An 18,549-nucleotide genomic window follows, 5' to 3' on the forward strand; every position below is an offset into this window, starting at 1 on the left:
TCCTCGGAATGAATTCACGGGGGGTTGGGCATGTGTCTTATAAAACTTCGGGCATCGGCGATCGATGCATCAAAAGGTTAAGGTGTAAGATGGCATCCAAGGGAAACCAGTCAATTTTCCATTGTACTCCTTTTTTTCTGTTTTATTTGTATAAAGTATGTCTAAAGTTTGGCGAATTGGGATTATTGTGGGCACTCGCCCAGAGGCGATTAAGTTAGCGCCTGCGATCGCTCAGTTTAGAGCAGCTCCAGAGTTTGAGACTGAAGTTATTTTAACGGGTCAACATCAAGAGATGGTCGCCCAAGTAATGGAGTTATTTGGGCTAACGGCTGACCATAATTTGCAGATTATGCAGCCGAAACAGACGCTTACGGATATTACTTGTCGCAGTTTGCAGGGTTTAGAAGCTCTGTTTGTGGAGTTGGGATTAGATTTGGTCATTGTACAGGGAGATACGACCACGGCATTTTCAGCGACCTTAGCGGCATTTTACCAGAAAATTCCGGTTGCCCATGTGGAGGCTGGATTACGCACGGATCAACTTTGGAATCCCTATCCAGAGGAGGCGAATCGGCGCTTGATTTCCCAGTTAGCCCATTTACATTTTGCCCCTACGGAGTTGGCGGTGGAGAATTTACAGCGCTCTGGGGTGGTGGGAGAGATTCATCAGACGGGAAATACGGTGATTGATGCGCTCTTGAAGGTGGCTGAATCTCAGAGTGGGTGTGAGATTGGGGGGTTAGACTGGTCTAAATATCGGGTGTTATTGGCGACGGTGCATCGGCGGGAAAATTGGGGCAGTCCGTTAGAGGCGATCGCCGAAGGATTCCTACAAATCTTAGCCAAATTCCCAGATACCGCCCTGGTTTTGCCCTTACACCGCAATCCCACAGTGCGCGAACCCTTACAGCGAATACTCGGCAACCACGATCGCATCTTTTTAACGGAACCCTTAGATTATGCCCAGTTAGTGGGGGCGATCGCCGCCTGTCATTTTGTGCTAACCGACTCTGGAGGACTTCAGGAAGAAGCGCCCTCGTTAGGCAAACCGGTATTAGTACTGCGGGAGACAACAGAACGTCCAGAGGCGATCGCCGCTGGCACTGCCCGCTTAGTCGGTACAGAATCTCACTCTATCTTGAATGCTGCCTCTGAACTCCTCTCTCAACCCAACCTCTATCAGCGCATAGCAACCGCGATTAACCCCTTTGGAGATGGTCACGCTTCCGAACGCATCTTAGAACAAGTCATAAGATTTCTGAAACCTTAGAAAACGGGATTTTGCCGTAAAAACTCTCTCACCGCCTCCTGTGTCAAGGGTTTCGCAAACAGATACCCTTGTCCATAATCACACCCCAATTGCGTCAACTTCTGCTGCTGTTCCACCGTTTCTACTCCCTCAGCCACCACATGCATCGACAAACTATGGCCCAAATTCACAATCGATTTCACCAACTCCCAATCCTTTTCCACCTCAGAATTTAAAGGAATAAACGACTGATCGATTTTCAGAGTATCAATAGGAAACAACTGGAGGCGACTTAAGCTCGAATGTCCCGTCCCAAAATCATCAATACAAAGATTGACCCCTAACTCTTGCAATTGGCATAATTGCTCCACCACAGAATCTAAATTTTCCATCATTAACCCTTCCGTAATTTCCACTTGGAAATAATTGGGGGGTAATTGATGGCGTTGCAAAGATTGCATAATAATATCAACCAAGCCCGCTTGAGAAAACTGGCGACCCGCCACATTCACATTCACATAGAAGGGATCGAATAACAAGCCATCGATTTGCCACTGCTTAATTTGTCTACAGGCTTCATCAATCACCCATTCTCCTATGGTCACAATCAAACCCGTTACTTCCGCTAAAGGAATAAACCGACCGGGACTAATCACTTGATTGTCCTGGGTTTTCCACCGAATTAACGATTCAAATCCACTAATTTTTCCGGTATGTAAAGAAATAATCGGTTGATAGTACAAGCAAAACTCCTGTCGTTCGATCGCCCGACGCAAATCCATTTCTAGCTGAAACTGACATTCATCGACCGATCGCATGGTACTATCAAACAATTGATGATGATTTTTACCCTTGCGTTTGGCATGATGAATCGCCGTATCTGCATCTTTGAGTAAACGTTCGGCATCCTCATACACCAATCCGGTAGACGCATGATGGGATAAAACAATGCCTATACTAGCACTGAGAAATACTTCATGACCTTGCACCCAAAACGGCTCATGGGCAAGTGCTTCTTCCATGCAATTTGCTAATTCCATAATTTCCTCATAATTCTGGATTTCTGGAATCAGAACCGCAAAATCATCTCCATTCAATCGAGATACAATTCCACAATTAGCCACATAGGTTTCTAATCGTCTCGCCACACTAATTAAGAGTTGATCTCCCACAAAGTGACCTAAACTATCATTAATGATCTTAAAGCGATTGAGATCGATCATTAAAACCGTAAAAAAATGTCCTGTTTTTCCCAGAACTTGAGTTAAACACTCTTCAATTTTACCCACCAATGCTGAACGATTACACAGTCCGGTTAATGGGTCATGAAACGCATGATATTCTAGAATCTCTTGGGCTTTCTTGCGCTCTGTAATATCTTCAATTGTACCTTCAAAGTATAGTAAATGACCTTTGTTACTTCGCACGGCATGACAATTTTCCGAAATCCAGATTTGGCTCCCGTCAACACGATAAACTTGAGATTCAAACCCTAATACTTCTCCCTTTTCCTCAATGAGAGTAATCAAGCGATCGCGCTGTTGTGAATCCACATAAACTTGTTCTTGAATACTCTCAATAATTTGTATGAGATTTTCAGGTGAAGCATACCCTAAAATCTTGGCAAATGCAGGATTAACGTTAATAAATGCCCCATCCAACGTAGATTGAAAAATACCTTCAATGGCATTTTCAAAAATACTATGATATTTCTTCTCCGCTTTGATTAGAGCTTCTTCAGTTGCTTTAAATTCGGTAATATCAGTCCCTGTGCCCATCAACTGAATAGCCTGGTCTTGCTCGTTTCTTTGTACACTACCGCGCAACAGAAACCAACGAATAGTGCCATTTTTATGAATGAGTCTTTGTGTGATTTCATAGTGTTTCATTTCTCCATTTATAACTCGATGGATTTGTTGGACTAAGCTTCTTTTGTCTTCGCTATAAATTCGTTTTGACCAGTCTTTAAACTCCGGCTGTTTATCTTCAGTATGATACCCTAATAACCGTTGCAAACTAGCATCTAACTTGAAAGTATTTTCGATAAAATCCCATTCCCAAATGCCAACTCTGCCTGCTTGGGTTGCCAATTCATAGCGTTTTTGACTTTTTTGCAAGGCTTCTAAAATGCTGTGACGCTCAGTAATATCTAAACTCACAGATTGAGTGCCAACAATATCCCCATGGGCATTATGTATGGGCGTTTTAATGACATGAAAATAATGGGGGCGATCGCTAGAGGGAAAGCATTGAGAATCGATCCTATCTAACCCCTTTCCTGTTTCTTGAACCCATCGATCTTCACTCATGAATTTTTGGGCTAACTCTGGAGGGTAAATTCGATCTAAGCGTTTATTAATAATCTCTGTCTGTTCATGTCCCAGGGTTTTTAAAAAGGCTTGATTGACAAAAGTTAATTTACCTTCACAATCGACCCGATAGATAATTTGGGGTAGAATATCAGCTAAAGATTGATAGTAAACATGGCTTTCTCGGAGTAGTTCTTGAAGCAGAATATTATAGCTGGTGAGTCTATCTAAACTTTTGTCTAAGGAATTTTGGGTATTTTGGAGCTTGCCGATCAGGGATTTATTTTGATCTTGGGTATGACCGATGAAAAGAGCCAGACTAAACATGAGGAACGCCGATAAACCCAATTCTAAAGGGGTCTGGGGGAAAAAAAGGCGATCGCCAGGGATAAAATAATTATAGATAAGAATTAGATTCGCTAATATAGCACTCCCTAACCCTACTTTCAATCCTCCCCAGTAGGAGAGGAGCATCAGAGGTAGTAGAATGCTAATTAAAGGATAAATCTGCTGTAAGCTGTTGACACCATGTAAAGGTGCAAACACTAACCCAAACAAAAGTAGGCAACTCCATAAACCTAAGGCTGTTAGAGCTACCCTAATCTGATGGGGATTGTATGGGTGTGGTTTCACCTGAACCTCCTAGCTGAATTTAAAAAGCTGGAGTGAATAGAAGATTAACGGCTTAAGTTGGATTGCCCATTTTCCAGGTGAAACTAGAGACTAGATTCGTGAGAATATGGGCTAAAATCGGAACCAGTAAGTTACCGGTGGCTAAAGCACTATATCCTAGGGCTAGTCCGACTAGGGTCGCCCAAATGACATACGGCCATTGATTGCTACCACTCAAGTGTAAAACACCAAAACAGAGGCTTGATAAGATCAAACCAGTAAAGTTCAATCCTAGGGCAGGGAGCATCACCCCTCGAAAGAGAAATTCTTCGCTTAAACCCGGCAGTAAGCCTAACCAGAGAATATCGGGATAGGTTAAGGGTTTGAGAACAAGACCGAGGTAAACATCGGCACTTTGGCGATAGGCTGGCCATACACTATAAACTAGGGCACTAGCAGCAGTAATCCCTAGACCAAGCAAGATACCGATCGCCAGTTTACCCAGTTCCCATTGAGCGCGAAGATGCACGATCGAACCGATCGCCAACCACAGTTTAGCGATAATCAGTAGAATAACGGCAGTCACTCCCATGGCAATCAGGATTTGCGATCGAGTCATGGGTTCCAAGTCTGGATTATGTTGGTCACTCACAGGCATTTAGGTGAAGAAAGGTCAATTTTGGGGTCGCTTATCCCTTCCCCTATAAAGGCAATAGGTTCGACCCAAGAGATTCTAGGCTTACCCCAGACCGATGGGCGACTAAGACTCCAAGGGCTTCTAAATAAGAGTTTACTCGCACCACTGGGATTTTGAGTAGTTCTGGAGGCGATCGCATCTCGGTTGTATTCTCACTCACGGCAATGATGCAAGTCGAGGTTTGACTTAACTTTAAGATAGCACTCCCCCCACCGGCTGTTGCGGGAATCACCACCGAATCGACTTGATCGGCCCAAATATCAGTCGGTTGGGGGGAATAGGGAGCCAAGGGAGTCAGGAGTTGGGGGGCACGACTGAGTCCGACTAAAACACAGGGCAAAAAAGTATATCCGAGTTCCTCAGCCGCAGAACGGGGGGAGAGCTGAGGATTGAGGGAGAGGGGTTGCAGGGCAGGAGCATGGGCACAGGGGATGCCCAAGGTGCGAACTACAAGATGGGAGATAATGGCTTCTACGCCGGCAATGGGGTCTATACCTTGTCCTTGGCGATAGTTTTGTAAGGCTTCACTGTCGGTATCGTCGGGAAACCTGGCGACTGCGGCGATCGCCTCTGCTCCCTGTTCCTCTTTCAGTTTTTCCGCTGCTCTGAGTAAGCTATCCGGGTTGCCGAGAGTTCCCCAACTGGCATGACTTTCTCCCTGGGTTAACTGGACTTCTAAGGGGCGATCGGTAATTACATATCCAGTAATGTTTAATCCCAAGGTTGCCCGTGCTGCATCGGCTACTTGGAGATGACGAGTGCGCAACTCTGGCTCGATCGCCCGATCTAACAGTAAGCCAATGCGGTTACTATTTACGGGGCGCAGTCCCCAGTCTTGGGCAGCAAACCGATCTAGGGCATAGCCTTCCACATACAAACCATTGGGAATATTCCAATAGAGGGATGCACCATTCAGGACATTAGGATGGGAAATCAGGCGATCGCTTATGGAGGCGATCGCTTTAGCTACAGGTAGGGCATCTCCTGCATAGCCCCCGATGGCTGCACCAATGCCCGTCGGGATAATTAAAACAACCGTATAGGGACGATGATTCACGCCTCTTGGATCGCCACCGCTTCTACCGTCGCCTTTTGCTGCTCTTCATCCACAGCAGTCACTGCCCAACGCAAAGGTTCTCCCCGCTTTTCGAGTTCTGCTTCAATTTCTTGATGCAGTTTGTTGGGCGTAGCTTGTAAATCTATTTCGGCTGTAATAAAGTGAGTCGTCATTTATTTATGGCGCTTCGCGCTGGTAATGGGTCATTGGTGTTGAGACTTTACTATTTCACAAATTGGAGGTCATAGACTTCATCCTCTTTCTCCGTCACCAATTTAATATCCGATTGAGGGTAAGCGGAACACAACAGAGCATATCCTTTCTTGCGCAACTCAGGACTCAACCCCATCGCATCATTCTCATCCCGATAGCGCACGCTTCCTTCTGTCACTAATACAGCACAGGTTTCACAGACTCCTGCTAAACAAGACTGAGGTAATTCAGGTAATTTTCCTTCTTGAGAATAATCATTGGCTACCTCTAGAATTTTGCGATCTTCAGGAACTTCAATCGTATAGCTTGTTCCTTGGTGATGAATTTCAACAGTAAAGGTTTTCGTCATAGGAATTGCAGTAGAGAAAAACACAAGTGCGCTCCTTTCCAGAGCATCCTTGATTCTATCATCACTCAAGTACTTTGTGGCGTTAATTTTCTTATTTTCTATTTCCTAATTTCCGAGTGAGATAGACCGCAACGCCGTCTTGCCTCAGCTTTTGACCTGGGGTTACCAGGTGGGTACTGAAGTCCCCGCATTCGTTTCCGAGTACTGGCTCGGTTTACTGCTGCTAGGATCTCGGTTCAGTTCCCTTATTAAGTCAAGCATAGATCATAAAACGTTATTGGCAGTCACCAACGCCGCAGCCTATCTTGAGAGCTATTGTAAGCCAATTTTCCGGGGGCGGCTAGGGGAGATTAGAGATTCTTATCAGAAAAATGGGTTGAAAACCCCGTCCTTTTAGGACGGCTTTGCGGTACAATAAAGTGGGTCACTGACCCACCCGCGACGAGGGAAACAGAAAGCCTAACTTCAAAGATTGCGGAATCCGCAACGGCGCAGAAAAATCGGTAGACCGGGAAAAGAGGATGGGGCAATGGGCAGTCCAACCCTTGAATCAACAAAGTACATCAAGATTTCTTCTTTGAGATGTCAACACATAAGGCGGCAGGGCTTGCCGTGTCAGTCTGCGGAGCGAGTGTAAGACCCGTTCATGTCCGCGAAGCGGAAACAGACTAAATCTGTGAAGGCAACTGCGATGAAACAGAAACCTAAAGCCTCCTGCGGAGGAGTTTCGCTAACGTGAGGTTTAGGAATCCCCTCGCCTTTAGGCAGGGGTGGATGTCAACCTGGATACCAAATCGATTCAATTTTTTCGGCGATCGCCACCAACGCCTCCCGTTCTGTGCTATCGGTACAGACGGTAACATGGCCTAACTTGCGTCCCGGTCTCACTTCAGGTTTGCAATACCAATGGACATGACTCCCCGGAATTTGGGCTAATGCCTCCCGTTTTTCTATATATTCACTCTCTGAATCTTCATAGCCCAATAAATTCACCATCACTGCTCCGGCAGATTTCAAACTCGGATCGCCCACGGGTAAATCTGCCACCGATCGCAAATGTTGGGCAAACTGGGACGTTTGGCAAGCATCTAAGCTAAAATGCCCCGAATTATGGGTACGAGGGGCAATTTCATTTACTAATACCTGGTATTCTGTGGTCAAGAAAAACTCAATACCAAAAATTCCAATCACATCTAATTTATTGAGCAATGTATGGGCAATTTCTTCAACTTTTTGTCGCACCTTTTCTTCGACTTGAGCCGGCACTAACACCCAGTGGCACACCTGATTTCTTTGTTTCGTTTCTACCACTGGATACACAACAACTTCCCCAGAGGAAAATCGAGCCGCCATCACTGCTAATTCTCGTTCAAAAGGTACAAATTCCTCTAATAAAACGGAGACATCAGCAAATGTTTTTGCCGCTTGATGGAACTGATCCCAATCTTTTAAAATCAAAGTTCCCTGGCCATCATAGCCCTGTCTTCTCGTTTTCAAAACCAAAGGAAAATGCAGATTTTCCGGAATCTGATGCCAATCTAAATTCTGAAACGAGGGAACCGGAAGCCCTAAATCTCGAAGAAAAGAGCGCTGATCGTACTTATCTAATAAGGGTTGGAGAGCTGACAAACTAGGACGAAAACAGACCCCTGACTTTTCTAGAGGAAAGAGAGCGTCTAAATCAATAAACTCATTTTCAAACGTGATTGCCTCACAGCGCTGTGCTAACTGCTCTGTAGCCCCCGCATCGGCGATCGCCCCAAAAATAACCTCCGAAGCTCTAGAGACGGCTGGATCGCTCGATTTAGGGGTTTGTACAATCAATTCAATCCCCAATGCTTGGGCTTCTAAAGCCATCATCCAGGCTAATTGTCCACCTCCGATCGCCCCCACACGAGTTTTCTGTCCCACTTTCATCTCTCTCTATCCGTTATCAGCCAGCCCACCATTATAGCGCTTTGCGCTTCAGTTTTTTTCGATTTCTAGAATGCCTATTCCCTAATTGCACCCATTATGCATGGTATTTTAGTACAAGTTACGGTTACAGTGTTTTGGCCTATCGCGGACATGAATCCGCTGCCCGTCAAATACAATGTTGCATCCCCAAAGCCATGTACCATAACCCGATTCCCTATTCCCTAGCGCGAAGCACTCCGCCTTGAGCTTATGTCCTCCCTAACCAAACCCCGTGATGTCCAAGTGGTTTATCTCGATCGCCAAACTACCCTATTGCGATCGCGCACTTGGGATCGTTTAAAATTTGAAGTCGAATATTCCCTACAAAAAGGAACGACGGCAAACTCATTTCTGATTCAAAGCGATAAGATAGCCCTGATCGATCCTCCTGGAGAATCCTTTACTGAGAACTATATCAAAGCCCTTCAAGAGCGGCTCGATCTAGCCTCCATTGATTATGCGATCGTTCAGCATTTCAATCCTAATCGGGGATCAACTTTGAAAGCACTCCTCAAACTTGCTCCTAAACTCACCTTAGTTTGCTCAAAAGCAGCTAAGTTAGCCCTGGATAAACTGTGGGAAGACGAAGAATTACAGGTCAAGGTGCAATTGGTGAACCGATCGGATCTAGAGTTAGATCTAGGACAAGGTCATCACCTTCAGTTTATCCCTACCCCTACCCCACGATGGCCTGATGGCATCTGCACCTATGACCCTGTATCACAAATCTTGTTTACCGATAAGTTTTTCGGCGCTCATGTCTGCGGAGATCAAGTATTTGATGAAGGCTGGAAACTTTATAGTGAAGACCGACGCTATTATTATGACTGTATCCATGCCGCCCAACCTCGACAGGTGTTGACGGCTCTAGGCCGGATCAAAGATAAACCCACTCGGTTTTATGCTCCTGGCCATGGCCCCTTGGTACGCTATGGAAAACAGGAGTTAACACAGCTCTATCATAGTTGGAGTGAGAAGCAAAGCGGACAGGATTTATCAGTAGCCTTAATCTATGCATCGGCTTATGGAAATACAGGAACATTAGCTCAGGCGATCGCCCGTGGAATTACGAAATCGAGTGTCGCTGTTGAGTTAATCGATTGCGAACTGGCCGATCCGGCTGAAATTCAGACCCAGGTAGAGAAGTGTGACGGCTTTATTTTAGGTTCTCCGACTTTAGCGGGACATCCCCCCACCCAAGTCCAAACCGCTTTGGGAATTGTCTTATCAACTGCGGCGAAAACGAAATTAGCGGGTGTATTTGGCTCCTTTGGTTGGAGTGGAGAGGCGATCGATATTTTAGAGAGCAAGTTACAGGATGCTGGATATAAGTTTGGCTTTGAGCCGATCCGGGTCAAGTTTGCTCCTACGGATGCTATTTTGCAGCAATGTAAGGAAGCTGGGATTGATTTTGCTCAACAGTTGAAGAGAGATCTCAAACGACGCACTCCCAAGCGATCGGTGAATGTATCAAGTAGCGATCGCACCGCTCAAGCAGTCGGCCGGGTGGTCGGATCGCTATGCGTGGTTTCAGCTCATCGGGGAGAGTTACATAGTGGAATGCTCGCCAGTTGGGTGTCTCAAGCGACATTTAATCCGCCAGGGTTAACGGTTGCAGTGGCCAAAGATCGGGCGATGGAGTCTTTAACCCATTCGGGCGATCGCTTTGTGCTGAATATCTTGCCGGAAAATAGTCCCTTAATTCGCCAATTTACGCGCAAGTTTGCCCCAGGAGAAGACCGGTTTGTGGGCTTGGAAACGGAAACGGCATCAAATGGCGCTAAGATTCTCAAAGATGCTCTCGCTTATCTTGAATGTACGGTTGGCGATCGCATGGAATGCGGCGACCATTGGATGGTTTACGCCACCGTTGAGAGCGGTCAAGTCTTTGATAAAACTGGGGTAACCGCCGTTCACCATCGCAAAACCGGCAGTTATTATTAATTCCCGATAGGAGTGGGTTGGAAATCCACTCCTACTAGCGGTCAGTTACAGCGCTTTGCTTTGTGATAGGGGGATGGGGAGATCTTTCAAGGGAATGATTTTAAGATTCGAGTCAGGAAGACAGGGAGAAACGGGGACACAGGGACACGGAGAATGAGATGACTCTATGAAATTTAGGGCGCTCTGAGGGTCTATGGATGCACAATCGTGAAAATCATTCACTTGTCAGGATGGGGAGATAGGGAGAGCAAGCAACAGATTGGGTGGAGTATTTCGCTGTTCTCGCGATCGTTAAAAACAGTCGTTAATGTACCTGATATGGCAGAGAAAAGTGCTTTATATTTCCTCCGTTGTTGTGCTTTAGCGCTATTAGGGTAGATCGCAGCGCTCAAGCACAACAATAACAGGAGTTTTCTCATGCACTACATTAACCACATGAGTCGCGATCGCCTCTCCTGGTCGCTTATCGGTCTTGTGAGTCCGGGTTAATCGGTGCGATATACTCTCTATTGGCACGAACATAACAAATGTAAGTGTCTAAACGCTCACCAGTATTCCGAGTTTGGATATCAAGAAAACTGGCAGAAACCCGAAGCCAGGGATTACCATCGATCGATCTAATCGCATTGTCTTGGTTACTGCTAAAAACAGCATCTACCACTGAACCATACCCAAGAGTCACGACAACAGAAAACTGGTTATCACGACAATTTAAACCCTTTGGATCGGGATCGACTACCAACCATTGTTTCTGTTGATAAGTTCCTCGATTGCCAAGCACACGAGATGATTGAAAGTCACCATTATTGTCGAAAGCTGGTACATCAGCCACTTGAGCCTCAGCAACAGTCGTCCCTGAACCTAAAAAGATAGGGAATGAGAGAAGGGATAGAATTAGGGTTCGCCACACTATAGTTGTACTCCTTACGATAGTACCCCAAGTATTATTATCACTCACGCCTTATGCTTTACGATCGTGGATCGAGGCAATTTCGAGTGCAGCTCACCCCCCTTAGTAATGGGTTTAATCAAGCCGTTTTTCTAGATATTGACCAATCATTTGTTCTTCTCCTGCACGGGAGATAATGGTTTGCCTGGTGCGATATTGCTGACCCACCAGTTTAATTTCTTCTTCAAACACCGACTGGTTGTATTCAGTGCGCAAGCACAAGGTGTGGGGATTAGGGAGATAATAGTCTGCTGTAACGGGTTTAGAGGTGGCAAAACCGCGATCGCGATATAACAAGTTTCCTAAAACCCCAATCACTGTTTCTCCCTTAGACTGCTTTTTCCCTGTAACAGACTCTTGAGCGTCCCAACTCACTACAGAACCGAATAACAGCATAGTCTCATCTTCCAACTGATGTAACCGAGCTAAATGCCGTAGGGGTTCGCTTCCTTGGGGTAAATAGGTAATTTCAATAATACTGGAAATTTCTTGGGGGTCTCCATCTGGTAGCGTATAGTAGCGTCGCTGAGAAGACCAACGCCCTACTGTTTCTTGGAAAAACCGCTCAGTATCTCGTTCCTGGGTCGTTTCTAGGGCAGTTGGGGCTAAGTTTGCTTGGGATATCACTACAGTTGCTCCTTATGCGAGAGTCGGTTGACGCAATTTCAACCCATATTTGGGAACTTGTGTCAAGAATTTTAACTTTTCTTAATGTTATCCCAGGATTAGCGATCGCGCAACCTTGCCGAAACCGTACCTAAGCTGTAGCTAGGTTGTCGAAAGTTGTACCATAGGGGATTAGGACGCAAGAAACTTATATGAATCCATACGATCGCCTAGAATTATTGCTCTTGAGTGGTAAAGGAGGAGTGGGGAAAACAACACTCTCCTGTGGTTTTGCCCGGTATTGGGGTCAGCAGTTTCCCCAAGAGAAAGTGTTACTGCTCTCAACAGATCCGGCTCACTCCCTAGGGGATGTGTTGCAATGTCCAGTTACCGGCGATCGCCTTTCTCTGCCCGATCTGCCCAATTTAGAAGTGCAAGCTCTCGATGCAGCAGCATTATTACAAGAATTCAAACAGAGCTACGGTGAAGTCCTACAACTGCTCGTTGAACGAGGAAGTTTTGCCGCGGCCGAAGATTTAACCCCCGTCTGGGATTTAAGTTGGCCGGGACTCGATGAATTAATGGGAATCTTAGAAATTCAGCGCTTGTTGCGGGAGCAAGAAGTGGATCGGGTGGTGGTGGATATGGCTCCTAGTGGTCATGCGCTCAATCTTTTGGGATTAATGGATTTTCTCGATCGGTTTTTAGAAGCGCTGGATTTATTCCAGGAGAAACATCGCGCTATCAGCCAAGCGTTTACCGGGCGTTATCAAGGGGATCGAGGGGATGAGTTTTTACAAGAGATGAAGTCCGATCTGCAAACGGGACGGGCCTTATTACAAGATCGAGACCGCACCCGTTGCGTAGTTGTGGGAATTGCCGAAGCCATGAGTTTAGAAGAAACTCGGCGCTTTGTGAGTTCTTTGCAAGGGTTGCAGATTCCCTTGGGAGGAGTTTGGGTGAATCGGTTGGTAGCGAGATCGGAAGATTTATCGCCAGAGGATCGAGACCGCTATGCAGAGCAGCAACAGATTCTACCGCAATTTCAGAAACTTGCAGAGGGTTTACCTCTGTTGGGAATTACTCAATATCCGAGTCCTCCGTTGGGAGGTGCAGCGTTAGATGGGGTCATTGCTCAGATGTCACCGGTAGGGGTGCAGGATGCAAGGATTACCTCGACTGAAGTGATTTGGCCCGATCGCATCCCACCGGGTTTACCTGATTTTATTGCCCAACAGCGCCGCTTAATTATCATTAGTGGTAAAGGGGGAGTGGGTAAAACCACTGTTGCAGCGGCGATCGCCTGGGGAATGGCTCAAACCCATCCTGAAAGTCAAGTGCGGGCAATCTCGATCGATCCGGCCCACTCCTTGGGGGATGCGTTTGGACAGCCTTTAGACCACAATCCCCAGGCGATCGATTTCCCCAACCTCACAGCCGCTGAAATCGATTCTCAAGTCCTGCTCAATCAGTTTCGCGAAGCCTATCTGTGGGAACTCGCGGAAATGATCAGTGGCGATTCCCCCACCCAAGAGAATTTACAATTACTCTATGGCCCGGAAGCTTGGCGTAAACTGGTCTCCCTCTCCTTTCCTGGGATTGATGAAATTTTAGCCCTCTTAGCAGTGATGGAACTCCTAGAGAATCAAGAGCAAGACTTGATTATCCTGGATACCGCTCCTACAGGGCATTTACTCCGATTTCTAGAAATGCCCACAGCTTTAGCAGACTGGTTAGCTTGGGTGTTCAAATTATGGATTAAATACCAAGATGTTCTCGGACGTACCGAGTTTATGGGAGAACTCCGTACCCTAAGAAAACGGGTAGTTGCAGCCCAGAAAAAACTCAAAGATGCTCGGCATACTGAGTTTATTGGTGTGGTTCAGAATCAACCAGCAATTTTAGCCGAGCATCATCGATTAAGTCAGTCTTTAAAGGATCTAGAGGTTTGTCAACCTTATGTGGTGTGGAATTATGCTTCTAATCGTCATGACCTATTGGGTTGTGATAGCGAGCAAACTGTAATTCATCTCCCTTCCTTGCCTCGCTCTGTTCAACCTCTGGTGCGGATTCAAGGCGCTGCACGACTGCTGTTTGAGCCGTCGTAGAGCGAAGACTAGGAAAAGGCTGGGCTGAAGTTCAGGTTTTGATGGGTCTCTAACTGATGATTCGATACACACTTGAGATTCACCCAAATTTTGTAACCTCTCTCTGAGCAAGTAATGCAGCTTTTGATGTTTTGTTCAGCCATGTCACAGGCATAACTATAGGCTTGTAGGCGATTCTCTTGGCTGTAAGAACGAACGTAAGTATACATCTCATTCTGGTAGGACATAGCGTCCTGAACACCATTGTTCCAATATTTGAAGGGTTGTACCAATTGTTCTTGGATGATCGATGGTAGACTTACGGGCATAATCAACTCCTACAAATTCCTTGCTTGTGTGTTCCTTGATATGAATGATCATAGGATGTGAATGTGAAAAACCTGTGAAACAAAGGCTTCACATCACTCTATAAAGAGTTTACATGTAGTGTAGGCTCTTTAGGAAATCTTCATTTCCTCTCTTTTTTGTATTCATATATACAAAAAAGCCAGGAACGATTAAGATTCCTGACTGGAAAGTTCAAAAATTCAATTGAAGATCAATTAGTCCAATCAAGGGAGCAACCTGTAGTGAAGAGTTTCTTATTTACAGCGCTTCGCGCTGCTATGAGGTACATTGTTGATCGTAGATGTGAGTTGTCATTGCGACCGCAGGGAAGCAATCGCCAAGATTGGGGGATTTTGCGATTGCTTCATTCCACTTGCGTGACCTTCGCAATGACTGATCTCAATGACACTGTACTCCGTTACAGCGCTTTGCGCTGTATTTTCCACCTAGGACACCATTGATTGTGCCTTGGGGGGTAAGGGGCTTAACCCCCTTTTTTCGGATAGTGACACAAGAGGACATGGAATCCTTAACGGTTAGCTACGAATGGGGGTGACAAAGATGATAGTAGTCCTGTAGCTCCCGTTTAATTGAAAGTGAGTGTTTACAACAGTCCCTAGGAAATTAAAAGGTGATGTTAACTAACCGTTACTGATGCGATCGCATGAACAAGATGTTTCTAACCATCGCTCTCCGAGTTCTTTAATAGAGAGTAGAACCGGTTTAAGTTCTCGGCCTTTTTCCGTAATTGAATATTCAACATGGGGCGGAATTTCAGGGTATACCGTGCGTTTGACTAACCCATGGTGTTCCAATTCTCGCAAACGCAGGGTCAGGGTTTTAGAGCTAATACCGGGTAAGGCATCCAGGAGGGCATGGGTGCGGCGATCGCCTTGGAACAGTTCCCGCAAAATCAACACTGACCATTTAGAACTAATCAAGTCCAAGACAAACTGAATCGGACAGCTTGGTACAAAACAGGCAGACTTTGGGATAGAGACTTCTGTTTCTATGGGGTTCCGTTGATAGTTCATAAGCGAATACTACTAACCTTAATGTTTATTTAAATATGTTTGTATCCCTGACTACATCCTATTTTTTCCCTTTAGGTAACTAAGGATTCAGGGCGTACCTACCTTGTAATTTTAATAGAAAGTAATAGGCTGTGAGAAGAGTGAATCCAAAGCCACTATCACAGGCAATTGCCCAGCAGAAAACGCTAAAGTCTTGGTATATCAAGGTTTGAAGCGATTAATAACTGTTAGTTGATAGTCCAAAATTACAGAAGTTGAAACAAATTGAGAGAGAACTTAATCTCTCGTAACTTCTCAGGCAGTATGTGGAAATAAAACTCCATTAAAAAGTATTACTTTGCTGTACTGTGCTGCCTAGCTAAGTCGAATTGAATTAAAAATCCGTGGAGGATATTGAACCATGACTCAAACCTTAGCCCTAGGAAATGTAACGAGTGAAGCTCAAAAAAATGAAGCTTTCGTTCTTTGGTTTGAACAAGTTGGCATCAGCGACATTCCCTTAGTTGGCGGTAAAAACGCCTCTCTAGGAGAAATGATCCAACAATTGACTCCCAAAGGTGTGGTTGTGCCCAATGGATTTGCTACCACAGCCCATGCTTATCGCTACTTCATTCAATCCGCAGGGTTAGAAAGCAAACTGCGAGAGTTATTCTCCGATCTGGATGTTGAAGATCTGAGCAATTTACGGCAACGGGGTAAAAAAGCCCGATCGCTGATCCTAGATACGCCATTCCCGGACGATCTGGAACAGGCGATCGCCAAAGCCTACGAAAGAATGTGCCAGTGGTATGGTAATCCAGACAATGGCAACCTCAACGAAACCGACGTAGCGGTACGCTCTAGTGCTACGGCTGAAGACCTACCCGATGCTAGTTTTGCCGGACAACAAGAAACCTACCTCAATGTCTATGGTGTAGATGCCGTTCTCAAAGCTTGCCACAAGTGCTTTGCTTCCATCTTCACCGATCGCGCCATCTCCTATCGCACCGTCAAAGGCTTCGATCACTTTGATGTTGCCCTCTCCGTCGGCGTACAAAAAATGGTACGCTCTGACCTCGCTTCCTCTGGTGTAATGTTCTCCATCGACACCGAAACCGGATTCAAAAACGCAGCTCTCGTTACTGCTGCCTATGGTTTAGGGGAAAACGTAGTTCAAGGAGCTGTCAACCCTGACGAATACTTCGTCTTCAAACCCACCCTCAAAGAAGGCTATCGTCCGATCCTGGAAAAACGCCTGGGTACAAAAGAACTGAAAATGGTCTATGACTTGGGTGGATCGAAACTGACCAAAAACGTTTCCGTTCCCGAATCTGAGCGGGGCAAATTCTGCCTGAACCACGATGAAATTCTTCAGTTGGCCAAATGGGCTTGTATTATTGAAGACCACTATTCCGAAGTCCGGGGCACTTACACCCCCATGGATATTGAATGGGCAAAAGATGGGGTTACTGGCGACCTGTTCATCGTGCAAGCGCGTCCCGAAACCGTTCAATCCCAAAAATCCGGTAGTATCCTCAAGAACTACAAACTCAAAGGCACATCGGACATCGCCGTTCGCGGTCGCGCTGTCGGTGAAATGATCGGTCAAGGAAATGCACGGGTGATCATGGAAGTTCACCGCATCGATGAATTCCAACCCGGTGAAGTCTTGGTTACCAACAAGACTGACCCCGACTGGGAACCGATCATGAAGAGAGCCAGCGCCATTGTCACCAACCAAGGCGGTCGGACTTGTCACGCAGCTATTATTGCACGAGAAATGGGTATTCCGGCGATCGTCGGTTGTGGAGATGCCACTGAAATCCTCACCACCGGTCAAGAAGTCACAGTATCCTGCTCTGAAGGTGAAGAAGGACGGGTTTATGACGGTCTAGTTCCCTTTGATGTCATTGAAACCCAACTCGACAACCTACCCAAGACCCGCACCCAAATCTTGATGAACGTGGGTAATCCTGAAGAAGCCTTCGGTTTATCCTCCATTCCCTGTGATGGTGTTGGATTAGCTCGGTTAGAGTTCATTATTGCCAACCACATCAAAGCTCATCCCTTGGCCCTGCTGCGGTACAACGAACTCGAAGACGAGTTAGCTAAACGGGAAATCGCCAAACTCACCGCCCTCTACGACAACAAACCTGACTTCTTCGTAGACAAACTGGCCCATGGTATCAGCATGATCGCGGCTTCCTTCTATCCCAATCCGGTGATTGTACGGATGTCCGACTTCAAGAGTAATGAATATGCCAACCTCTTAGGCGGTCGTCAGTTTGAACCCAAAGAAGAAAACCCGATGATTGGTTGGCGTGGTGCATCCCGCTACTATGACCCCAACTATCGCGAAGCCTATGGTTTAGAGTGTAAAGCACTCAAACGCGTTCGGGATGAAATGGGCTTAACCAATGTGATTCCTATGATTCCCTTCTGCCGCACCCCCGATGAAGGTCGCAAAGTGTTGGCTGAAATGGAAAGCAATGGCTTGAAACGCGGCGAAAATGGTTTGCAAGTTTACGTGATGTGCGAATTGCCCAGTAACGTGATCTATGCTGATGAATTTGCCCAAGTGTTTGATGGCTTCTCGATTGGTTCTAACGATTTAACCCAGTTAACCTTGGGATTAGACCGTGACTCTGCCTTGGTTGCCCACATCTTTGACGAACGGAATGAAGCGGTTCGTCGGATGGTACAAATTGCCATTAAAGCAGCGAAGAAACACAATCGCAAGATTGGTATTTGCGGTCAAGCGCCTAGTGACTATCCAGAGTTCGCCCGCTTCTTGGTTGAACTCGGCATTGATTCCATGAGTTTGAACCCGGATTCTGTTCTCAAAACTATCTTGGATATCAGCAAGATGGAGCAGTCGGGAACCATTATGGATGAGGTGTTGGAGGTAGCTCAGGCTAACTAATAACAGGTTTGGATTTTGGATTCACTCTATCTCAGCAATCTAAAATCCACACAAACTGCCCTGGGGATGAAATAACCCTGGGGCGGTTTTGTTTTGGATGGGCAAGATTCCCTATTCCCCATTCCCTATTCACCTGAGTTCGGGATAAGGGGAGAAGGAACAATGATGATTGGTTGAGCTTAAGTGCGAGATCTCTTTGGGGGACTAGTCCCCCAAACCCCCTACTGGGGAACGAGA

At 46.1% G+C, this 18,549-nt stretch carries 14 protein-coding genes and 1 other RNA gene; 4 read left to right on the forward strand and 11 right to left on the reverse strand.

The annotated features are described in order from the left end of the window. Nucleotides 1–157: 157 nt before the first annotated feature. Complete coding sequence (wecB, locus tag AC3A14_RS13705; RefSeq protein WP_318735198.1) at nt 158–1,270, forward strand: non-hydrolyzing UDP-N-acetylglucosamine 2-epimerase; 1,113 nt, start codon at nt 158–160, stop codon at nt 1,268–1,270. Here wecB and AC3A14_RS13710 read toward each other — a convergent pair. The 7 genes from AC3A14_RS13710 to AC3A14_RS13740 form a co-directional block, all read right to left on the reverse strand. Then, nucleotides 1,267–4,191: a sensor domain-containing protein gene (locus tag AC3A14_RS13710; RefSeq protein ID WP_318735201.1), complete on the reverse strand. Its 2,925-nt coding sequence runs from the start codon at nt 4,189–4,191 to the stop codon at nt 1,267–1,269. The two genes, wecB and AC3A14_RS13710, sit on opposite strands and share 4 nt — an antisense overlap. 52 nt (nt 4,192–4,243) lie before the next feature. Continuing rightward, entirely contained in the window at nt 4,244–4,822 is a 579-nt protein-coding gene (locus tag AC3A14_RS13715) for a CPBP family intramembrane glutamic endopeptidase (RefSeq protein WP_271941967.1), read from the reverse strand. 49 nt (nt 4,823–4,871) lie between these two features. Then, nucleotides 4,872–5,924 (reverse strand): DUF3326 domain-containing protein, encoded by a 1,053-nt coding sequence (locus tag AC3A14_RS13720; protein WP_318735203.1) that lies wholly within the window; start codon nt 5,922–5,924, stop codon nt 4,872–4,874. Beyond that, the gene (locus tag AC3A14_RS13725) at nt 5,921–6,097 is read right to left on the reverse strand and encodes a hypothetical protein (RefSeq protein WP_318735207.1); all 177 of its coding nucleotides are present in this window, start codon (nt 6,095–6,097) and stop codon (nt 5,921–5,923) included. Before AC3A14_RS13725 ends, AC3A14_RS13720 begins: the two co-directional genes overlap by 4 nt. A gap of 50 nt (nt 6,098–6,147) precedes the next feature. After that, entirely contained in the window at nt 6,148–6,486 is a 339-nt protein-coding gene (locus AC3A14_RS13730; protein ID WP_318735209.1) for a 2Fe-2S iron-sulfur cluster-binding protein, read from the reverse strand. A 119-nt stretch (nt 6,487–6,605) separates the two neighbouring features. Then, nucleotides 6,606–6,791: non-coding RNA, 6S RNA (gene ssrS / locus AC3A14_RS13735), on the reverse strand. Nucleotides 6,792–7,263: 472 nt separating this feature from the next. After that, nucleotides 7,264–8,403 carry a 5-(carboxyamino)imidazole ribonucleotide synthase gene (locus AC3A14_RS13740; RefSeq protein WP_318734369.1) on the reverse strand — a complete coding sequence of 380 codons (1,140 nt, stop codon included), beginning with the start codon at nt 8,401–8,403 and terminating at the stop codon, nt 7,264–7,266. A 249-nt stretch (nt 8,404–8,652) separates the two neighbouring features. Here AC3A14_RS13740 and AC3A14_RS13745 point away from each other — a divergent pair, with 249 nt between their 5' ends. Then, nucleotides 8,653–10,386 (forward strand): diflavin flavoprotein, encoded by a 1,734-nt coding sequence (locus AC3A14_RS13745; RefSeq protein ID WP_318701837.1) that lies wholly within the window; start codon nt 8,653–8,655, stop codon nt 10,384–10,386. A 463-nt stretch (nt 10,387–10,849) separates the two neighbouring features. Here the strand turns inward: AC3A14_RS13745 and AC3A14_RS13750 are convergent, their stop codons facing one another. Together AC3A14_RS13750 and AC3A14_RS13755 are read right to left on the reverse strand one after the other, a co-directional pair. Beyond that, nucleotides 10,850–11,296 carry a hypothetical protein gene (locus AC3A14_RS13750; RefSeq protein WP_318734371.1) on the reverse strand — a complete coding sequence of 149 codons (447 nt, stop codon included), beginning with the start codon at nt 11,294–11,296 and terminating at the stop codon, nt 10,850–10,852. A 114-nt stretch (nt 11,297–11,410) separates the two neighbouring features. After that, nucleotides 11,411–11,962 (reverse strand): phycobiliprotein lyase, encoded by a 552-nt coding sequence (locus AC3A14_RS13755; RefSeq protein ID WP_318734373.1) that lies wholly within the window; start codon nt 11,960–11,962, stop codon nt 11,411–11,413. A gap of 191 nt (nt 11,963–12,153) precedes the next feature. On the opposite strand from AC3A14_RS13755, the gene AC3A14_RS13760 reads away from it, so the two are divergent. Then, on the forward strand, nt 12,154–14,049 hold the full coding sequence (locus AC3A14_RS13760) for an ArsA family ATPase (protein ID WP_318734377.1): 1,896 nt from the start codon (nt 12,154–12,156) through the stop codon (nt 14,047–14,049). 8 nt (nt 14,050–14,057) lie between these two features. Here AC3A14_RS13760 and AC3A14_RS13765 read toward each other — a convergent pair whose 3' ends face one another. Further along, complete coding sequence (locus AC3A14_RS13765; RefSeq protein WP_318701832.1) at nt 14,058–14,357, reverse strand: hypothetical protein; 300 nt, start codon at nt 14,355–14,357, stop codon at nt 14,058–14,060. 660 nt (nt 14,358–15,017) lie between these two features. After that, a complete protein-coding gene (locus tag AC3A14_RS13770) occupies nt 15,018–15,410 on the reverse strand; it encodes a winged helix-turn-helix transcriptional regulator (RefSeq protein WP_318734381.1) in 393 nt (130 codons plus the stop codon). A gap of 400 nt (nt 15,411–15,810) precedes the next feature. On the opposite strand from AC3A14_RS13770, the gene ppsA reads away from it, so the two are divergent. Then, nucleotides 15,811–18,312 (forward strand): phosphoenolpyruvate synthase, encoded by a 2,502-nt coding sequence (gene ppsA, locus AC3A14_RS13775; protein WP_318734384.1) that lies wholly within the window; start codon nt 15,811–15,813, stop codon nt 18,310–18,312. Nucleotides 18,313–18,549: the final 237 nt, after the last annotated feature.

The organism is Roseofilum sp. (genome assembly GCF_982964205.1).

Excerpts from the sequence above, each read along its gene's own strand:
- AC3A14_RS13765 (WP_318701832.1), bottom strand. The coding sequence starts at position 14,357 with ATGCCCGTAAGTCTACCATCGATCATCCAAGAACAATTGGTACAACCC.
- AC3A14_RS13725 (WP_318735207.1), bottom strand. The coding sequence starts at position 6,097 with ATGACGACTCACTTTATTACAGCCGAAATAGATTTACAAGCTACGCCC.
- ppsA (WP_318734384.1), top strand. The coding sequence starts at position 15,811 with ATGACTCAAACCTTAGCCCTAGGAAATGTAACGAGTGAAGCTCAAAAA.
- AC3A14_RS13730 (WP_318735209.1), bottom strand. The coding sequence starts at position 6,486 with ATGACGAAAACCTTTACTGTTGAAATTCATCACCAAGGAACAAGCTAT.
- AC3A14_RS13745 (WP_318701837.1), top strand. The coding sequence starts at position 8,653 with ATGTCCTCCCTAACCAAACCCCGTGATGTCCAAGTGGTTTATCTCGAT.
- AC3A14_RS13760 (WP_318734377.1), top strand. The coding sequence starts at position 12,154 with ATGAATCCATACGATCGCCTAGAATTATTGCTCTTGAGTGGTAAAGGA.
- AC3A14_RS13740 (WP_318734369.1), bottom strand. The coding sequence starts at position 8,403 with ATGAAAGTGGGACAGAAAACTCGTGTGGGGGCGATCGGAGGTGGACAA.
- AC3A14_RS13770 (WP_318734381.1), bottom strand. The coding sequence starts at position 15,410 with ATGAACTATCAACGGAACCCCATAGAAACAGAAGTCTCTATCCCAAAG.
- wecB (WP_318735198.1), top strand. The coding sequence starts at position 158 with ATGTCTAAAGTTTGGCGAATTGGGATTATTGTGGGCACTCGCCCAGAG.